The sequence below is a fragment of the Psychrosphaera aquimarina genome (assembly GCF_032461525.1).
GTDB lineage: Bacteria > Pseudomonadota > Gammaproteobacteria > Enterobacterales > Alteromonadaceae > Psychrosphaera > Psychrosphaera aquimarina.
Map to the genome: position 1 here is coordinate 147,703 of NZ_JAWCUA010000010.1, position 16,206 is coordinate 163,908.

A 16,206-nucleotide genomic window follows, 5' to 3' on the forward strand; every position below is an offset into this window, starting at 1 on the left:
GAGCTATACGTTCTAAACAATAAAAGGTGCATTTATTTGCACCTTTTTTTAATTTGTAATGTAGAAAAATGCTTATTGGTTTTAATACTCACGGTTTAACTTAACGTGGTGATCAGGTTTATTAAATTCAAATGAAAATTATCCATGCAGCAAGGGTTTGAATTTTCTATAATGCATTAAATTTTAAGAGTTATTGTTAGGCTTAGTCTTAAGTAACAGACTTAGTCGTTTATTAGATAGAGGTCTATATGCGTCCAAGTGGCAGAACCACATCTCAAATTCGTCCAGTTACAATTACACGTAACTTCACAGCACATGCTGAAGGTTCGGTATTAATTGAAATAGGCGATACCAAAGTTCTTTGTACTGCTACCGTAGAAAGTGGTGTACCACGTTTTATGAAAGGGCAAGGCAAAGGTTGGATCAATGCTGAATATGGCATGTTACCGCGTTCTACTCACACTCGTAACCAACGTGAAGCCGCTCGTGGCAAACAAACTGGCCGTACGATGGAAATACAACGTTTAATCGCTCGTTCTTTACGTGCTGCGGTAGACTTAAAAGTATTAGGCGAAAATACAATCACAATTGACTGTGATGTGATTCAAGCTGACGGTGGTACTCGTACTGCGTCAATTACCGGCGCTTGTGTTGCTTTGGTTGATGCAATTAATTACATGTTGAAAAAGAACATGGTTAAAGCTAACCCACTTAAACATCTTATTGCTGCTATTTCTGTTGGTGTTTACAAAGGGACACCGATTGCGGACCTTGAGTATGTTGAAGACTCAGAAGCTGAAACAGACATGAATGTTGTGATGACCGAAGATGGCCGTTTAATCGAAGTACAAGGCACAGCAGAAGAAGAACCATTTAGCTTTGACGAGATGCAAGAAATGATGGGATTAGCTAAACATGCCATCAAAGAATTAATAGATGAACAGAAAAAAGCGTTAGCTTAAGAGCAGCCGTAAGCTATAAGTCATAAGCTATAAGTTAAAAGCAACAACAAAAGCTTGATGTGAGCACTCGCTTTGGACAAGCTTTTTTACAGCTTACAGCTTACAGCTTACAGCTTACAGCTTACAGCTTACAGCTTACAGCTAAGATTTGAGGAACTTATGAAAGATTATCAAAAAGAATTTATTGAATTTGCGTTAGAAAAACAGGTGTTAAAGTTTGGTGAATTCACCTTAAAATCTGGGCGTACTAGTCCTTATTTTTTTAATGCGGGTTTGTTTAATACAGGTCGTGATTTAGCTCGGTTAGGTCGTTTTTATGCGGCAGCTTTGGTTGACTCTAATATTGAGTTTGATGTGTTGTTTGGCCCAGCATATAAAGGCATTCCAATTGCCACTACCACGGCGGTTGCTCTTGCGGATCATCATGATGTGGATACGCCTTACTGTTTTAATCGTAAAGAGAAAAAAACACACGGTGAAGGTGGTAGCTTGGTTGGCGCAGAACTTAATGGCAAGATCATGTTAGTGGATGACGTGATCACTGCAGGTACTGCAATACGTGAATCAATGGAGATCATTGCCCAGCAAGGTGCTGATTTATCAGGTGTATTAATTGCGCTGGATCGCCAAGAAAAAGGCAAAGCAGAATTGTCTGCTATTCAAGAAGTTGAGCGCGACTTTAATACTAAAGTTATTTCAATTGTGACCTTGGCAGATTTGGTTTCTTATTTAAAACAAAATCCAGATTACGCTGAGTTTTTACCTAAAGTAGAAGCGTACCGTGCCAGTTATGGTGTTTAAATAAAGCTAACTGATTTGTTTAGTGAGTAATATATAATGTTAGTTAAAACCGCTTAATTTAAGCGGTTTTTTTATAGCTAAATTAAGTGTTTATAATCTAAACTGTGGTGATGAAAAATATAAAACTACTACTAACATTTCTTAGCTGTTTGGCGTTTTATGCTAATGCGGCATTTCCACAATTATCATCTAATAATATTAATACCGATCGTCTTCTAACCAATTTTAAATATTTATCGAGTGATGAACTCGCCGGACGTAAGCCACAGACTTCAGGTCATTTATTAGCGCAAAAGTACATAACGCAAGAATACAAAACGAATAAATTATTAAGTTTTAATGTTAATTATCAGCATACGTTTAATTATGAGTCTTCACGCCAGAATAAGAGCGGTGTCAATTTGTTAGGGTACGTGGCGGGTATAAAATATCCTAATTTGTACTGGGTAGTGACAGCACATTATGATCACTTGGGTGACAATGGCCGAAGTGTATTTAATGGGGCAGACGATAATGCATCTGGTGTGGCCGCTATGTTGGCGTTATCCCGTTATTTTTCTGAGCACCCACCACAATATTCAATTATCTTTCTAGCGACCGATGCTGAAGAAGATGGGCTCAAAGGCGCAAAAGCGTTTATAACAAACCCTCCGGTGCCAATTGAAGCTATTGTGTTAAACATTAATTTAGACATGTTATCGCAAGATGCGAAGTGGAAAACACTATATGTTGCAGGAACAAGAGACAATGAAGCTTTTAAGAAAATTGTTAACGATACCAATCATAATTTACAAACCAATAGTTTTAAACTTAAGCGTGGGCATGACCGAGTTGGCGGCGGTCGTCTATCAAACAAACTCAAACCAATTGATTGGAAAAAAGCCAGTGATCACTCTGAGTTTAGGAAAAAGAACATAGCGTATTTGTACTTTGGTGTAGATACTCATAAAGATTATCATACCGTGAATGATACTTTTGAAAACGCCAATATAAGTTTTTATTTGCAAAGCGTTAACGCTATTTTAGTGAGTTTACAACAGCTAGAGCAATTACTTCCCCAGCAGATACAATCCAATAATTAATTACAATAAGTACTTCACACTCGTGGTTTGCAGTCATACTATAATGTTTCCCTAAATGATTAGAGAATGACTGTTTTTATGCGTCCTTTATTTCCCGACATTCAAATAAACCAACGTTATATGGTTCCTGTCTCTGACGGTCATGTTATTTATGTAGAAGAAAGTGGTAACCCAGATGGCATACCTGTGGTGTATTGTCATGGCGGCCCTGGTGGCGGTTCAGAACCTTTGTATCGACGTTTCTATAATCCAGAACACTATCGCATTATATTATTTGATCAGCGTGGTTGTGGGCAATCTACTCCACATTGTGCCAATGACATTAATGCGACTTGGAATAATTCGTTGTCGGATTTAACCAAAGACATGGAAGTGATCCGCCAGCATTTAAATATAAAACGTTGGGTTGTGGCCGGTGGAAGTTGGGGAACGACGGTAGCGTTGATTTACGCTATTGAGTATCCAAGTTTAGTTTTGGGTTTGATCTTAAGGGGTGTATTTTTAGGGCGTCAACAAGATCTCGATTGGTTATACGGCACTAAAGTTGGGGCTAGTCAAATTTATCCTGAACGACATGCCAATTTTAGCAGAGGCAAAAATGCAGATTCAGTGGCTGAGTTATTAACGGATTATTACGAACAGCTCACCGGTGATAATGACTTAGTGCAACTTTCAGCGGCCAAACAATTTGCCCATTGGGAGTCCAGCATATCTAAATTGAAACCAAGTTCAGGGTCATTGCAAATGACTAATAAAGAAGTGATAGCGGGATCCTTGTTAGCGTGTCATTACTTTACTAACAATTGTTTTATGTACGAACACGAGATCATCAGTGAGATTGGTCGTATTAGTCATATTCCAGGTTATATCATCCATGGTCGTTACGATATTGTATGTAAACCAGAAGGGGCTTATGAATTAAGTCGATTCTGGGAAAATGGCTTGTTAGAAATAATTCCTGAAGCTGGCCACAGCTGCACTGAAATTGGCATTATTGATGGTTTAGTTAGAGCCAGTGATGAAATGGCAAATTATATTAAACAGGAGAAGTTAAGTTAAATGATCGCCTTGATTCAAAGAGTAAAATCCGCCCAAGTCGATGTGGATAATCAAACCATAGGAAAGATTGGCCAAGGTTTGTTAGTGTTACTGGGAGTCGCCAAAGATGATGACAAGGCAAAAGCCGACAGATTAGTGCAACGGATCACCAATTACCGTATATTCTCTGATGCAGATGGACGAATGAATTTAAGCTTGAAGCACGTTGAGGGTGAGCTGTTAGTTGTATCTCAGTTTACTTTAGTGGCGGATACTAAAAAGGGCACTCGCCCAGGTTTCTCCAGAGGGGCTAGCCCAGAATTGGGTGAACAGTTATACGATTATTTTGTTGAACAATGTAAACAAGCTGGCATAACCACCCAAACTGGGCAGTTCGGTGCTGATATGCAGGTAAGTTTAGTAAATGATGGGCCAGTTACGTTTAATCTTGAAGTGTAAACGTTCTAGGCCTAATAAAATGAATACTTATAAAATAAAAACACTAAAAATGAAAAGGGAAGGGAAATGGGCATTTTAAAATTAATTACGTATTTAGCCGGCGCGGCAGCATTAGGTCTGTCAGGTTATTTAGTTAAATTATTAAATGAAACTAATTTAATGGAACAAGTTGCAGCGATACCAAGTGAAAACATTACGTATTTCCATATTGGCGCTATGGTTGTGATAGCTTGGCTGATAGTGAGTTTTGTAATGAAACTGATCTCCAGAGCAATCATTATAGCCTTGTTAGTTCTTGCTGTTGGTGCAGAAGGGACTTTTGTTGGCATGAACCTAAATGGTTTGATAGTTGAACAAACTGCCTCGTTAGAAGATGTCAAAGAGAAAGCAGAAGATATGTTAGAAGAATTAAAAGATGCCATTGACGATTAAGCTTTAACTTAGTTGTTAAGGCCAAAAAATAGGGAAGTCATGCTTCCCTTTTTTATATTTGTAATTTGGGCTTAGTCAGTTATGACTATGTTACGACCGCTTTCTTTCGCTTCGTATAACAACTCGTCGGCTTTGATCATAATGCCATCAAAAGATTTTTCGCAACAATGGGTAATGCCAATACTGATGGTGCATTTAATAGTATTACCACCTACTTCAACTGACATGTTTTCCATTTCTTGACGGAAATTATCCATTAACAATGTTGCTTCGTCTCTGCCTAAGGTATCTAAGAATATACAAAATTCTTCGCCGCCAATTCTGGCCGCTAAATAGTCTGCTGAAAAATGCTGTTGGATTAACAGGGCTGTGGCTTTTAATATTTCGTCACCAGCGTCATGGCCGTAAGTGTCATTCACCGATTTAAAATGATCGATGTCCATCATAGCAAGTGTTGAGTTGGTAGAGCCATCAAATCGTTTTACAATTTCTGGCGATACTTGTTCAAAAAAGTAACGTCGATTGTATAGTCCTGTTAAGTAATCTGTATTTGCTTGCTTCCGAATGGTGTCAAGACTCTCAATAAACTCAATATTTTGTAAAACTTTACAATAAAATTCTTCTAAACAAAATGGTTTGGTTAAGAAGTCATTCGCACCATTTTTTATAAATTTAGCAGTTAATGATTGATTACCTTGGCCAGAAATTCCAATAATACTCATCTCATCTTTAGAGTATTTTGAACGGATTTTATTACACAATTCAATACCGTCCATATTGGGCATTTCTTTGTCTGTAATGATCAGCTTTAAATCTGGATGTAACTCTAATTGTTTCATGGCTTCCTCGCCAGAACTCGCTACGTAAACATCATAATTATGGCGCTTAAGAAGATGTTTTATGTATTCTCTTGCACTGACAGAATCATCAACAACGAGAACTTTAATTAAATGATTAACTCTGAGCTTAACTAACAAGTGTTGTAAGTAGGTGTAGGCTTGTTTGCTTTCTTTAGTGATGTAATCAATTACTGGGAAATTAAGAATAGTATCTCGAGTTTTATCGTCGATCATGCCGGTCATGACAACTCCAGGAACGTTATGATCTAATAGATAAGGAATAGCTTCACCATTTGGTGCATCAGGCAAGCTGTAATCGATGATGGCGCAAAATAAGTCAGGAAACATGTGCTCTAACGCTTTCACTTCAGCGAATGTTTCTGCAGTAACTGGATTAAACCCAGCCTTGGTTACCAAATGTTTGTGGATTTGAAGAATAGGTTTACTATCTTCGACAATTAAAACGTTGAGCTTCTTCATGCGCACTTTTTTGTATTACTGTGTTATTGAGTTAAGCACTATATGATTAAACTCGCAATAAGAATCTAATTTTTATAGTAATTTAGGCGTTAGTATAGACTTGTTTTTCACCCAACCAGCGTTGAATGATTTTATTGATCAATTCAGGTTGATGGTTGAGGATATTGCTCGCTAAATTCATAGCGATAGGGATTAATGCTTCATCTCTATTTAAGTCGGCTACTTTGAAATCGGCGATGCCGGTTTGTTTGGTACCTATAATTTCCCCTGCGCCACGTATTTCTAAATCTTTTTGTGCAATAACAAAACCGTCGCTAGAGTCACGTAACACGGCCAATCTCTTTTGAGCAGTATCTGATAGGGGAGCATGATATAACAAAACACAGTGCGACTTAGAGGCGCCACGACCCACTCGGCCACGGAGTTGGTGTAACTGTGCTAATCCTAGTCGTTCAGGATTTTCTATGATCATCAAACTGGCATTAGGCACGTCTACGCCCACTTCAATCACAGTGGTAGCCACTAATAAATTAATGTCGCCAGATTTAAACTGTTCCATGACACTTTGTTTGTCGTCGCTTTTCATGCGCCCGTGCACTAAGCCAATTTTTAATTCAGGTAATAATGTTTGTAATTCAATCGCAGAATCTTCAGCGGCCTGGCATTGTAATACTTCTGATTCTTCCACCAAAGTACACACCCAATAGGCTTGTTGCCCTGTGGTGATACATACGTCTTTCACCCGTTCTATTATGGATTGTCGGCGAGTATCTGGAATTGCGACAGTCGTGACAGGTGTTCTTCCAGGTGGCAGTTCATCAATGATTGAGCAGTCTAAGTCGGCATACGCGGTCATGGCCAATGTTCTAGGTATTGGCGTGGCGGTCATGACTAATTGGTGAGGGTACAAACTACCATTTTCTGAATGTATGGCACCTTTGTTACGTAGCTCTAGGCGTTGATGAACACCAAATCGGTGTTGTTCGTCGATGATGATCATAGCTAAGTTATGAAATTGTACAGATTCTTGAAATAAGGCATGGGTGCCAATCACCATTTGGGCAGAACCAGACTCAATTTTTTCTAGGATAATTCTGCGCTCCGCGGCTTTCGTTTTACCCGCTAACCAAACTACCTCTATGCCTAACGGTTCAAGCCATTGCTTAAAACTATTGGCGTGTTGTTCCGCCAGTATCTCGGTAGGTGCCATTAACGCAACTTGATAATTTGCGCCAATAGCGGTTAATGCTGCCATCGCGGCGACGAGTGTTTTACCTGACCCAACGTCACCTTGCACCAATCTGAGCATAGGTCTTGGTTGTTTAATATCATTATAAATATCAGCTATGACTCTTTGTTGAGCATTGGTTGGGGTAAACGGTAATTGTTGTAAAAGGCGATGGTTTAACTCTGCATTAGGTTCAAGTGACAGGGCATTAACTTGTTGAAAACTGTGTTTGGTTTTTAACATGCTGACTTGATGAGAGACCAGCTCTTCTAAAGCCAAACGTTGCTGAGCAGGATGTATGCCTAACTCCAACAAATGATAGGGGGTGTCGACCGGTGGACGGTGGCAAAGGCTTAAGGCTTGTTTAATCGTATAATTATTAGGTAAAGACTCGGCAGGTAAGATTTCATCCACATTGTATTTTTGCAGTCGACTTAGTGCTTGTTCGGTAATATTTCGTAAGGTGGCTTGTTTAATGCCTTCTGTGGTTGGGTAAACCGGTGTTAAGGTTTCTTCTACCGATACCGGTTGTTCAGGGTCCACTTGTTTGTATTCTGGATGGATCATTTCTGGTCCGTTTCGACCGCCTCTTATCTCACCAAAACAACGTAACCAAACACCACTTTCTAATTGGTTTTTCTGTGACGCACTAAAGTTAAAAAAGCGAAGGGTCATTAATCCCGTAGGGTCACTAATTCTTACTAACATAGAACGACGTTTACCAAATTGAATTTGGCAAGACTGAACCTGACCGACAACGGTAACATGAGTGCCAACAACAGAATCAGCTATGGTGTATATGCGGCTGCGGTCTTCGTACCTAAGTGGAAGGTGAAATAAGGCATCTTCTACGTTATGAATATCAATTTTTGCTAACTTTTCAGCAACCTTAACCCCTATGCCTTTTAAGGTAGTGATAGGGACAGAAGCAAGGGATGATAAGGCCATGTTAGTTTCTTAATTTGGCTAATCGGCAAAAGAATTAGGGTTTAATTCAAATTGTTGATTGGTATGAGTGAAATCAACTCTGCGTGATTTTGAATCAGCAGGTAATTTATTGAATTTGTCTTTTATTGCTTGATACCAACTGCGATCTGCTGCGATTTGACCAAACTCATCCAAAGGGGGATAAGGCGTTTTTGTTCTTACGCATAATTCGGCGTATATGGGATGGCCCCCTTCAAATAACATTTGATGTCTAATTTCTTCGCTTATTTTTGGGCTATCGTATAATCCAGCTGCTAAACGTTGACGTTGCGCTTCATACATAATTAATGCACCAGCAACACTTACGTTTAGGGATTCAACCATGCCGTACATAGGCACAACCACATGATGATCTGCCATCTCTAATGCGGTTTCAGAAATACCATCTCGCTCTTGCCCTAATATTAAGGCGGTGGGTTTGGTGTAATCTATTTCACGAAAATCAACGGCACGGTCAGATAAGTTTGTGGCTAGTACCTGCATACCTTGTTGTTTAAACTCGGTAATGGCGGTTTGAGTATCTGGTTGCTCGACTACTTTTACCCACTTTTGACTACCGGATGCGCGGCCGCCCGATAACCAACGACTTTCGGTTGTATAAATTGCGTGGATATTATGAATGCCGATAGCATCAGCCGTGCGAATAATGGCTGATAAATTATGAGTTTTGTGCACCTGCTCCATACACACCGTTAAATCAGGTTGGCGTTTATTGAGCAGGTCGGTGATACGTTGGAAGCGTTCTGGTGTCATAAGAGTATTAAACGTCTGATAATTCTAATACGCCATCAATTTCAATTTGTACACCTTTTGGTAACGCTGAAACTTGTACAGCTGCTCTTGCTGGGTATGGTTCAGACACATATTTGGCCATGATCTCATTTACTTTTGCAAAGTTACCTAAGTCAGTTAAGAAGATGTTTAGTTTTACTGCATTGGCTAATGAACCACCGGCTGCATCACATACAGCTGCTAAGTTTTTGAATACTTGTTCCGCTTGTTCCGTGAAATCTTCAGAGATGATCTCCATGGTTTCTGGAATTAACGGGATCTGGCCTGATAAATAAACCGTAGTGCCGGTTTTTATCGCTTGGTTATAAGTACCAATGGCAGCTGGTGCGTTTTCAGTCGAAATTACAATTCTAGTCATGTTGTTTAATCCTATTTATTTTCTACTAATACGTTGAACATCAGGTAAGGTTCTTAATTTTTTGATTACCCTTGCTAAATGTATGCGGTCTTTTACCGTCACATCGGCTGAAATAACGTATAAGTTTGATTCTTTTTCTTCAGTGTTTAAATGCTCAACATTGGAGTGAGCTTTGGCAATTAAGTTGGTTACTTTTGCAAGTGCACCTTGGTGATTTATTAGTTCAATTTTAAGTGATGCAATATACTCTCTGTCAGAGTTTTCATCCCATTTTACTTTAAAATATTTGGCGGTTTCTTTTTCCCAATGACGACAGTTAGGGCAGTCTTCACGGTGAATTGTTAATCCTTTACCTTGTGAGATATGCGCAACAATTTCATCCCCTAACACTGGGAAACAACATTTACTGTAAGTAACTAACATACCTTCCGCACCCGCAATAGGGGTATGGTCGCCAGTATCATTCTCAAGACCACTATTTAATAAACGGTTACGCACCGTTAATCCCATCAAATGACCTAAACCAATTTCACGATATAAGTCATCTAAAGTTTTGGTGTTAAATTCAGTCAGTACTTTGTCTAAAGTATCTAAAGAAATATCATCAATGCTGGTTTCGCCAAGCGCCGAAGTTAACAAACGACGGCCTAAAGATACGGCTTCATTGGTGCGTTGATGTTTAAGATAATTTCTAATGCCTAAACGTGCTTTGGCGGTAACTACAAAGTTTAACCAGTTTGCATTTGGTTTCACGTTTGGTGATGTAATGATCTCTACGGTTTGACCTGAGTCTAATGCTTTACTTAACGGATGTGGTTTGCGGTCTACTTTAGCGCCAACACAGGTATTACCGACATCGGTATGTACGGTATAAGCAAAATCGACAGGTGTTGCGCCCATAGGTAACTCATGGATTTTACCGTCTGGGGTAAACACGTAAATTTCCTCAGGGAACATGTCGGTTTTTACATTTTCAATAAACTCAAACGATGAACCGGCGCTTTGCTGTAATTCCAACAAGGTTTGCATCCACTGTCTAGCACGTTGTCTTGCTGTATTTCCTGCTTTTGTGTCGGTGCCTTTATAGGCCCAATGCGCAGCAACACCTCGGTCAGCAAGCTGATCCATGTCGTTGGTTCTAATTTGGATTTCAATTGGAATACCGTGGGGACCAATTAGGGACGTATGCAATGATTGATAACCATTGGACTTCGGAATGGCAATATAGTCTTTAAAACGGGTTTCAATCGGCTTATATAAGTTATGCATGATGCCGATCATTCGATAACAAGTATCTATGTCGTCAACGATGATCCTAAATGCATAAATGTCCATAACTTCGTTGAACATTAGCTCTTTATTAAGCATTTTTCGGTAAATGCTAAATAAGTGTTTTTCTCTACCTTCAACATCGGCAGGAATGCAAACTTCTTCTAAACGAGTTAATATTTCCGATTTAATGTTTTGGATGATCTCTTTACGATTGCCTCTGGCTTGTTTAACCGCATTACCTAATGCACGTGAACGCATAGGATATAAGGCTTGGAAACCAAGGTTTTCCAATTCATTTTTAAATTCGTGAATACCAAGTCGATTAGCAATAGGCGCGTAAATCTCTAATGTTTCTTTTGCTATTCTGCGTTTTTTATCAGGACGCAATGCGCCAAGTGTGCGCATATTATGTGTACGGTCGGCAAGTTTAATCAATATGACTCGAATGTCTTGAGTCATTGCCATAACCATTTTACGGAAATTTTCGGCTTTAAATTCTTTTTGGTCTTTAAATTTAAGTTTGTCTAGTTTTGATACACCTTCAACTAAGTCTGCGATGGTTTCGCCAAACTCTTCTGCCAATTCTTCTTTGGTTACGGGGGTATCTTCAATAACATCATGCATTAATGCCGCAGCCAATGTTTCATGATCAAGGCGCATATTTGCAAGTAATACAGTCACCGCAACAGGGTGAGTAATATAGGGATCGCCACTAGAACGCATTTGGCCTTCATGGGCGTCACGGGCTACGACGTAGGCGCGTTGAACTATGGCTACTTGTTGCTCTGGCAAGTAACTACAAATTTGTTGTTTTAAACCTTCAAATAAATACACAGAAACTCAAACTAGACGGAGAACTAAAAGGGATTGGTTAGACTATACGATTTTTAGAAAAGAAAGCCAACGCAAGAGATGCGTTGGCTAGAAGATTTTTTACTGAATTATTCGTTTGTTACGATTGCAGCAACCGCTGCCATTTCTTCAGACTGACGAACTGTCTCAGCTTCGTTATCTTGCAAGTCCATTACATCGTTTGTAATTAAACCAGCTTCAATTTCACGTAATGCGGTTACTGTTGGCTTGTCTAAACCAGCATCAACTAGAGGCTCTTTGCCTTGTGTTGCTAATTGACGCGCACGACGGGCAGCAACTAAAATTAAATCGAAACGATTTCCTACTTTCTCAACAGCGTCTTCTACAGTTACGCGAGCCATTTACAATCTCCAGTTACATAAACCACTTTCGGTGGTGAAATTTTGTTATTTGCAAAATACAAAAACAAAATTGAATAAATTAAAAATTTAAGGGGCGTAATATTACACTAAGGTAATCAATTCGCCAACAGTTCGTTTATTAAGTCAGCAAATTTACTTTGTTGATTTGCCGTTTTTAAACGATGAGCCAGTACAATTTGTTCAAAATGAGACAAGGTTTGCTCAAAATCGTCATTGATCATGACAAAATCGTACTCTTTGTAATGCGACATTTCGCTCTGGGCTTGTGCCATTCTACCGGCAATGACCTCTTGAGAATCTTGACCGCGTTTATTTAAACGGCTTTCTAATTCTTGTCTGGACGGCGGTAAAATAAATAAGGTAATTAAATTGGGCACCAATTTACGCATTTGTTGTGCGCCTTGCCAGTCTATATCTAAAAAAACATCGATACCTTGTTCTAGCTGGTCATTAATAGCCGATTTAGACGTACCATAATAATTGCCAAACACTTCTGCCCATTCATAAAATTCATTCTTTTGAATGCGTTCCTTAAATGAATCTACGTCTGTGAAATGATAGTGCTGGCCATCAATCTCACCCGGTCTAGGCGCTCGGGTAGTATGAGATACAGATACTTTCATATCGGTATGTTTGGCTAATAAGGCACTGATCAAACTAGATTTTCCCGCTCCACTTGGAGAGGAAACAACAAATAAATTACCTTTCATAACTCACTAATAAGTTCTGGTTTAAGAATTGGAGCGCAGTTTACCATAAAATGCGGGCGATATTATTGACCTTTTAACATGTCTAGTTTTTCTTGAAGTTGCGCTTTCATTTGCTCTATTTTTTCTTGAGCATCTTCTGCACTGATATTTTTATCTGCTAACATTTCTTGTAGGTCGTCCTGATTTAACATGCCTTGTAACTGTTCTAAGTCGGCACCTTCTAATAGTGAAGACATGTCACCATCCAATAAATTTTGACTTAGGTCTTCTAAACTCAAATCATTATTATCTATTAATTCTGTAACCGGACCTAAATAAGGTGCCACCATTTTATTGATATCAATTTTGAAAACATACTGTAGTAATGCGTAAACTATGAAGAGTTGGATGAGATATTTGAGCATATTAAAGTCCTGCGCTGTTATGTTAAACGTACTAACTTAAGTAACGTAATTTGCTATTAGGCATTATATAAAGGTCTAATCTAGTATATAAAGGCAACAGAGTCGAAGTACTTTTAATAAAAATATCTGATGGAAGTGTAATGAAGACTGGTTTATTCATAGTTAGCGTTTTAAGTTTTGGTCTATTGTCTATCTCGCATTCCTTTGCTAATAACCTCAATATCACTGAATTTGAAAAGTGGAAAAAAAGCATAAGAAGGATGTTTCTCATTTCATAGAGCAATACGATAAAGATTTTGCCTCGTTTTTAAAATCGCGATGGATAGAAACCGATGTTATGGCGGGCAAACAACGAGATATAAATCCTAAACCTCAGCAAACTCCCAGCAAACAGCCAAAACCCATTGAAGATAAAACACCTGTTGAAATAGTCTTGCCTGACATTCAAGCGCCTGAGACGAAACCTGAACAAGATAGGTCTGATGTCGCAGAGTTTCCTTTACCTAAAGATAAGGTACCAGATGTTAAAGTGAAACCACCTTTTTATTATGTTGAGGACGATAACGGCTCTGAAAGCCAAATCAGTGAGGTGACGTTGTTAGGGCAAACCTTGATTATGCCTAAAATCACTTTACCTAATTTGAATATAACGAAACTTAGCAGTGGTGTGATCTCTGAATTATGGCTAACCATGGCAAGTTCGGATTTTAAACCTGCACTATCTGCTATCGAACAAGCCAGCCATGATTTAAAACTTGATGATTGGGGGAATGCCTTATTAACCCATCAATATTTAACTACACAAGCCCGGTTAACTCAAAACCAACGTCAGTTACTCACTTGGTTCTACTTGGTTAAACAAGGATTTGATGCCAGAGTGGCGTTTGATAAAAATGAAATTTATTTATTGCTGAACGCTGCACAGCCGCTTTTTGCTCAAAAGTTTTTTACCTTTGATGATCAGAAGTATTATTTTGTGGATTTTTCGAAAACACGTCCGATAAATATTGGCAGTGTTTATACCTACGAACAACAATATTCGTCGGCTAAAAAGTCGGTGAAAATTGACATGCGAGTTGCGCCTATACTTGGTAAAAGTGACAAAACCAGAGTGTTAACCACTAAGATAGGTAATCAATCAGTTTCGGTGACGGCACCTTATAATTCGAGTTACATTGATTTTTTAAACTTTTACCCACAAGTTTCGATGCAATATTATTTTCAAGCCGAACTCCCAGAACAAACCAAAGTTAGTTTGTTAAGCCAGCTCAAACAACAGATTGCCGGTCTATCAGAATTAGAAGCGGCAAACTTCTTATTACACTTTGTTCAAACTAGCCTGCAATACCAGACAGACCAACAACAATTTAATTATGAAAACTACTTATTTGCTGGGGAGACCTTGCATTATCCTTACGCCGATTGCGAAGACAGGTCGGTACTTTTTGCTTATTTGGTTACCCATTTAATGGGCAATAAAGTCGTTGGTCTTCAATACGATGGGCATGTCGCAACGGCGGTTGCATTAAAATCAAAAACGACCGGTAGTTCATTTTTAATTAATGATGTTAGATATACGATTGCTGACCCAACGTTTATAAACGCGAATGTGGGAGAGGTGATGACTGGGTTCGAAGGTGTTGAGCCTGAGCTTGTGATCTATTAATTAACTAAAAATTCAGCAAATTCGGTTGGTTGTTTAATCATAGTTGTTTAACCATAGGTGTTTGCTGTGTTAATATCGCCGCCAATTTTTATCCATCCTTTATTAAATTAATACGCGAGATCAAACAATGAAAGTACTTGTTATTGGTGGTGGCGGTCGTGAACATGCTTTGGCATGGAAGGCAGCACAAAGCGCTAATGTTGAAACTGTTTTTGTAGCCCCTGGAAATGCGGGTACAGCCCACGAAGCAAAATTACAAAATGTTGATATTGCAGCTGAAGATATAGATGGCTTAGCTAAATTTGCTCAAACTAATAACATAGGTTTAACCATAGTTGGTCCTGAAGTACCTTTGGTTGAAGGTGTGGTTGATACGTTTGAAGCGTTAGGTCTAACTATTTTTGGTCCTAGTAAAGGTGCAGCACAACTGGAAGGGTCTAAATCATTCACTAAAGACTTTTTAGCTCGTCATAAAATCCCAACAGGTGCTTATCAAACGTTTACCGAAATTGATAAAGCCGTTGCTTATGTTGAAGAAATTGGCGCGCCAATTGTGATTAAAGCCGATGGCCTCGCAGCTGGCAAAGGCGTTATTGTGGCTATGACCAATAAAGAAGCCACTGACGCGATTGAAGATATGTTGGCCGGTAACGCCTTTGGTGAAGCGGGTTCTCGCGTGGTTATTGAAGAGTTTTTAACGGGTGAAGAAGCCAGTTTCATTGTTATGGTTGATGGCAAAAACGTGTTATCCATGGCAACTAGCCAAGATCATAAACGTGCTTATAATAACGATGAAGGTCCAAACACAGGGGGCATGGGGGCCTATTCTCCAGCACCAGTGGTTACGCCTGAAATTCACCAGCGTATTATGGATGAAGTGATTTATCCAACCGTTAATGGTATGGCTGCAGAAGGTAATTCATATAAAGGCTTTTTGTATGCGGGCTTAATGATAGACGCTGACGGCACACCTAAAGTGATTGAATATAACTGTCGTTTTGGTGATCCAGAAACACAGCCTATAATGCTACGTTTGCAGTCTGATTTAGTTGAATTATGTTTGGATGCGTGTGCAGGTAAATTAGATTCATCTACTATCAGTTTTGATCCAAGACCATCTGTTGGAGTGGTATTGGCTGCTGGTGGTTATCCTGGTAGTTATGCAAAAGGTGATGAAATTACAGGAATTCCTGCTACTACTGAGTCTTCTAAAACATTCCATGCTGGAACCAAATTGGTAGACGGTAAAGTGGTGACTGCTGGTGGCCGTGTATTATGTGCCACGGCAATGGGAGCAACGGTAACTGAAGCGCAACAAGCCGCTTATGCAGCCGTTAATCAGATTAAATGGAATAATGTTGAATACCGTACTGATATTGCTTACCGCGCAATCGTGAGAGAACAAAACAGCTAATAACTAAACCAAGTTATTAAACAAAAAAGGATGAAGCTAACTTCATC

The 16,206-nt window shown here is 39.1% G+C and carries 16 protein-coding genes; 8 read left to right on the plus strand and 8 right to left on the minus strand.

Translation table 11 applies throughout. The features are described 5' to 3' along the window. Positions 1–248: 248 nt before the first annotated feature. From rph to RT723_RS12590, 6 genes are all read left to right on the plus strand, one after another. Positions 249–962: a ribonuclease PH gene (gene rph / locus RT723_RS12565; RefSeq protein WP_216056352.1), complete on the plus strand. Its 714-nt coding sequence runs from the start codon at positions 249–251 to the stop codon at positions 960–962. A gap of 159 nt (positions 963–1,121) precedes the next feature. Continuing rightward, positions 1,122–1,763 carry an orotate phosphoribosyltransferase gene (pyrE, locus tag RT723_RS12570; RefSeq protein WP_216056351.1) on the plus strand — a complete coding sequence of 214 codons (642 nt, stop codon included), beginning with the start codon at positions 1,122–1,124 and terminating at the stop codon, positions 1,761–1,763. 110 nt (positions 1,764–1,873) lie between these two features. Continuing rightward, on the plus strand, positions 1,874–2,845 hold the full coding sequence (locus RT723_RS12575; RefSeq protein WP_315947421.1) for a M28 family peptidase: 972 nt from the start codon (positions 1,874–1,876) through the stop codon (positions 2,843–2,845). A gap of 66 nt (positions 2,846–2,911) precedes the next feature. Continuing rightward, positions 2,912–3,904, plus strand: coding sequence for a prolyl aminopeptidase (gene pip, locus RT723_RS12580; RefSeq protein ID WP_315947422.1), 993 nt, complete (start codon positions 2,912–2,914; stop codon positions 3,902–3,904). Then, a complete protein-coding gene (gene dtd / locus RT723_RS12585) occupies positions 3,905–4,342 on the plus strand; it encodes a D-aminoacyl-tRNA deacylase (RefSeq protein ID WP_315947423.1) in 438 nt (145 codons plus the stop codon). A 66-nt stretch (positions 4,343–4,408) separates the two neighbouring features. Then, positions 4,409–4,774 (plus strand): hypothetical protein, encoded by a 366-nt coding sequence (locus tag RT723_RS12590; protein ID WP_315947424.1) that lies wholly within the window; start codon positions 4,409–4,411, stop codon positions 4,772–4,774. 71 nt (positions 4,775–4,845) lie between these two features. On the opposite strand, the gene RT723_RS12595 is transcribed toward RT723_RS12590, so the two are convergent. From RT723_RS12595 to RT723_RS12630, 8 genes are all read right to left on the minus strand, one after another. Then, positions 4,846–6,093: a diguanylate cyclase gene (locus RT723_RS12595; RefSeq protein WP_315947426.1), complete on the minus strand. Its 1,248-nt coding sequence runs from the start codon at positions 6,091–6,093 to the stop codon at positions 4,846–4,848. Positions 6,094–6,175: 82 nt separating this feature from the next. Next, positions 6,176–8,269, minus strand: coding sequence for an ATP-dependent DNA helicase RecG (gene recG / locus RT723_RS12600; protein WP_315947428.1), 2,094 nt, complete (start codon positions 8,267–8,269; stop codon positions 6,176–6,178). An 18-nt stretch (positions 8,270–8,287) separates the two neighbouring features. Next, positions 8,288–9,061: a tRNA (guanosine(18)-2'-O)-methyltransferase TrmH gene (gene trmH, locus RT723_RS12605; RefSeq protein WP_315947429.1), complete on the minus strand. Its 774-nt coding sequence runs from the start codon at positions 9,059–9,061 to the stop codon at positions 8,288–8,290. Positions 9,062–9,068: 7 nt separating this feature from the next. Next, positions 9,069–9,458 carry a RidA family protein gene (locus tag RT723_RS12610; RefSeq protein ID WP_216056344.1) on the minus strand — a complete coding sequence of 130 codons (390 nt, stop codon included), beginning with the start codon at positions 9,456–9,458 and terminating at the stop codon, positions 9,069–9,071. A 15-nt stretch (positions 9,459–9,473) separates the two neighbouring features. After that, positions 9,474–11,564 (minus strand): bifunctional GTP diphosphokinase/guanosine-3',5'-bis pyrophosphate 3'-pyrophosphohydrolase, encoded by a 2,091-nt coding sequence (gene spoT, locus RT723_RS12615; protein WP_216056343.1) that lies wholly within the window; start codon positions 11,562–11,564, stop codon positions 9,474–9,476. 107 nt (positions 11,565–11,671) lie between these two features. Then, entirely contained in the window at positions 11,672–11,944 is a 273-nt protein-coding gene (rpoZ, locus tag RT723_RS12620; protein WP_216056342.1) for a DNA-directed RNA polymerase subunit omega, read from the minus strand. A 116-nt stretch (positions 11,945–12,060) separates the two neighbouring features. Further along, positions 12,061–12,675 (minus strand): guanylate kinase, encoded by a 615-nt coding sequence (gene gmk / locus RT723_RS12625; RefSeq protein WP_315947431.1) that lies wholly within the window; start codon positions 12,673–12,675, stop codon positions 12,061–12,063. A 62-nt stretch (positions 12,676–12,737) separates the two neighbouring features. Continuing rightward, on the minus strand, positions 12,738–13,079 hold the full coding sequence (locus RT723_RS12630; RefSeq protein ID WP_216056340.1) for a hypothetical protein: 342 nt from the start codon (positions 13,077–13,079) through the stop codon (positions 12,738–12,740). A 238-nt stretch (positions 13,080–13,317) separates the two neighbouring features. Here RT723_RS12630 and RT723_RS12635 point away from each other — a divergent pair, with 238 nt between their 5' ends. After that, a complete protein-coding gene (locus RT723_RS12635) occupies positions 13,318–14,745 on the plus strand; it encodes a hypothetical protein (RefSeq protein ID WP_315947432.1) in 1,428 nt (475 codons plus the stop codon). 127 nt (positions 14,746–14,872) lie between these two features. Beyond that, positions 14,873–16,159, plus strand: coding sequence for a phosphoribosylamine--glycine ligase (gene purD, locus RT723_RS12640; RefSeq protein ID WP_315947433.1), 1,287 nt, complete (start codon positions 14,873–14,875; stop codon positions 16,157–16,159). The last annotated feature ends 47 nt before the right edge of the window (positions 16,160–16,206 follow it).

Bases quoted from the DNA above. Each gene is read 5' to 3' on its own strand.
- purD (WP_315947433.1), top strand. From the start codon at position 14,873: ATGAAAGTACTTGTTATTGGTGGTGGCGGTCGTGAACATGCTTTGGCA.
- recG (WP_315947428.1), bottom strand. From the start codon at position 8,269: ATGGCCTTATCATCCCTTGCTTCTGTCCCTATCACTACCTTAAAAGGC.
- rph (WP_216056352.1), top strand. From the start codon at position 249: ATGCGTCCAAGTGGCAGAACCACATCTCAAATTCGTCCAGTTACAATT.
- RT723_RS12630 (WP_216056340.1), bottom strand. From the start codon at position 13,079: ATGCTCAAATATCTCATCCAACTCTTCATAGTTTACGCATTACTACAG.
- RT723_RS12610 (WP_216056344.1), bottom strand. From the start codon at position 9,458: ATGACTAGAATTGTAATTTCGACTGAAAACGCACCAGCTGCCATTGGT.
- trmH (WP_315947429.1), bottom strand. From the start codon at position 9,061: ATGACACCAGAACGCTTCCAACGTATCACCGACCTGCTCAATAAACGC.
- RT723_RS12590 (WP_315947424.1), top strand. From the start codon at position 4,409: ATGGGCATTTTAAAATTAATTACGTATTTAGCCGGCGCGGCAGCATTA.
- RT723_RS12575 (WP_315947421.1), top strand. From the start codon at position 1,874: ATGAAAAATATAAAACTACTACTAACATTTCTTAGCTGTTTGGCGTTT.
- dtd (WP_315947423.1), top strand. From the start codon at position 3,905: ATGATCGCCTTGATTCAAAGAGTAAAATCCGCCCAAGTCGATGTGGAT.
- pip (WP_315947422.1), top strand. From the start codon at position 2,912: ATGACTGTTTTTATGCGTCCTTTATTTCCCGACATTCAAATAAACCAA.
- rpoZ (WP_216056342.1), bottom strand. From the start codon at position 11,944: ATGGCTCGCGTAACTGTAGAAGACGCTGTTGAGAAAGTAGGAAATCGT.
- pyrE (WP_216056351.1), top strand. From the start codon at position 1,122: ATGAAAGATTATCAAAAAGAATTTATTGAATTTGCGTTAGAAAAACAG.
- gmk (WP_315947431.1), bottom strand. From the start codon at position 12,675: ATGAAAGGTAATTTATTTGTTGTTTCCTCTCCAAGTGGAGCGGGAAAA.
- RT723_RS12595 (WP_315947426.1), bottom strand. From the start codon at position 6,093: ATGAAGAAGCTCAACGTTTTAATTGTCGAAGATAGTAAACCTATTCTT.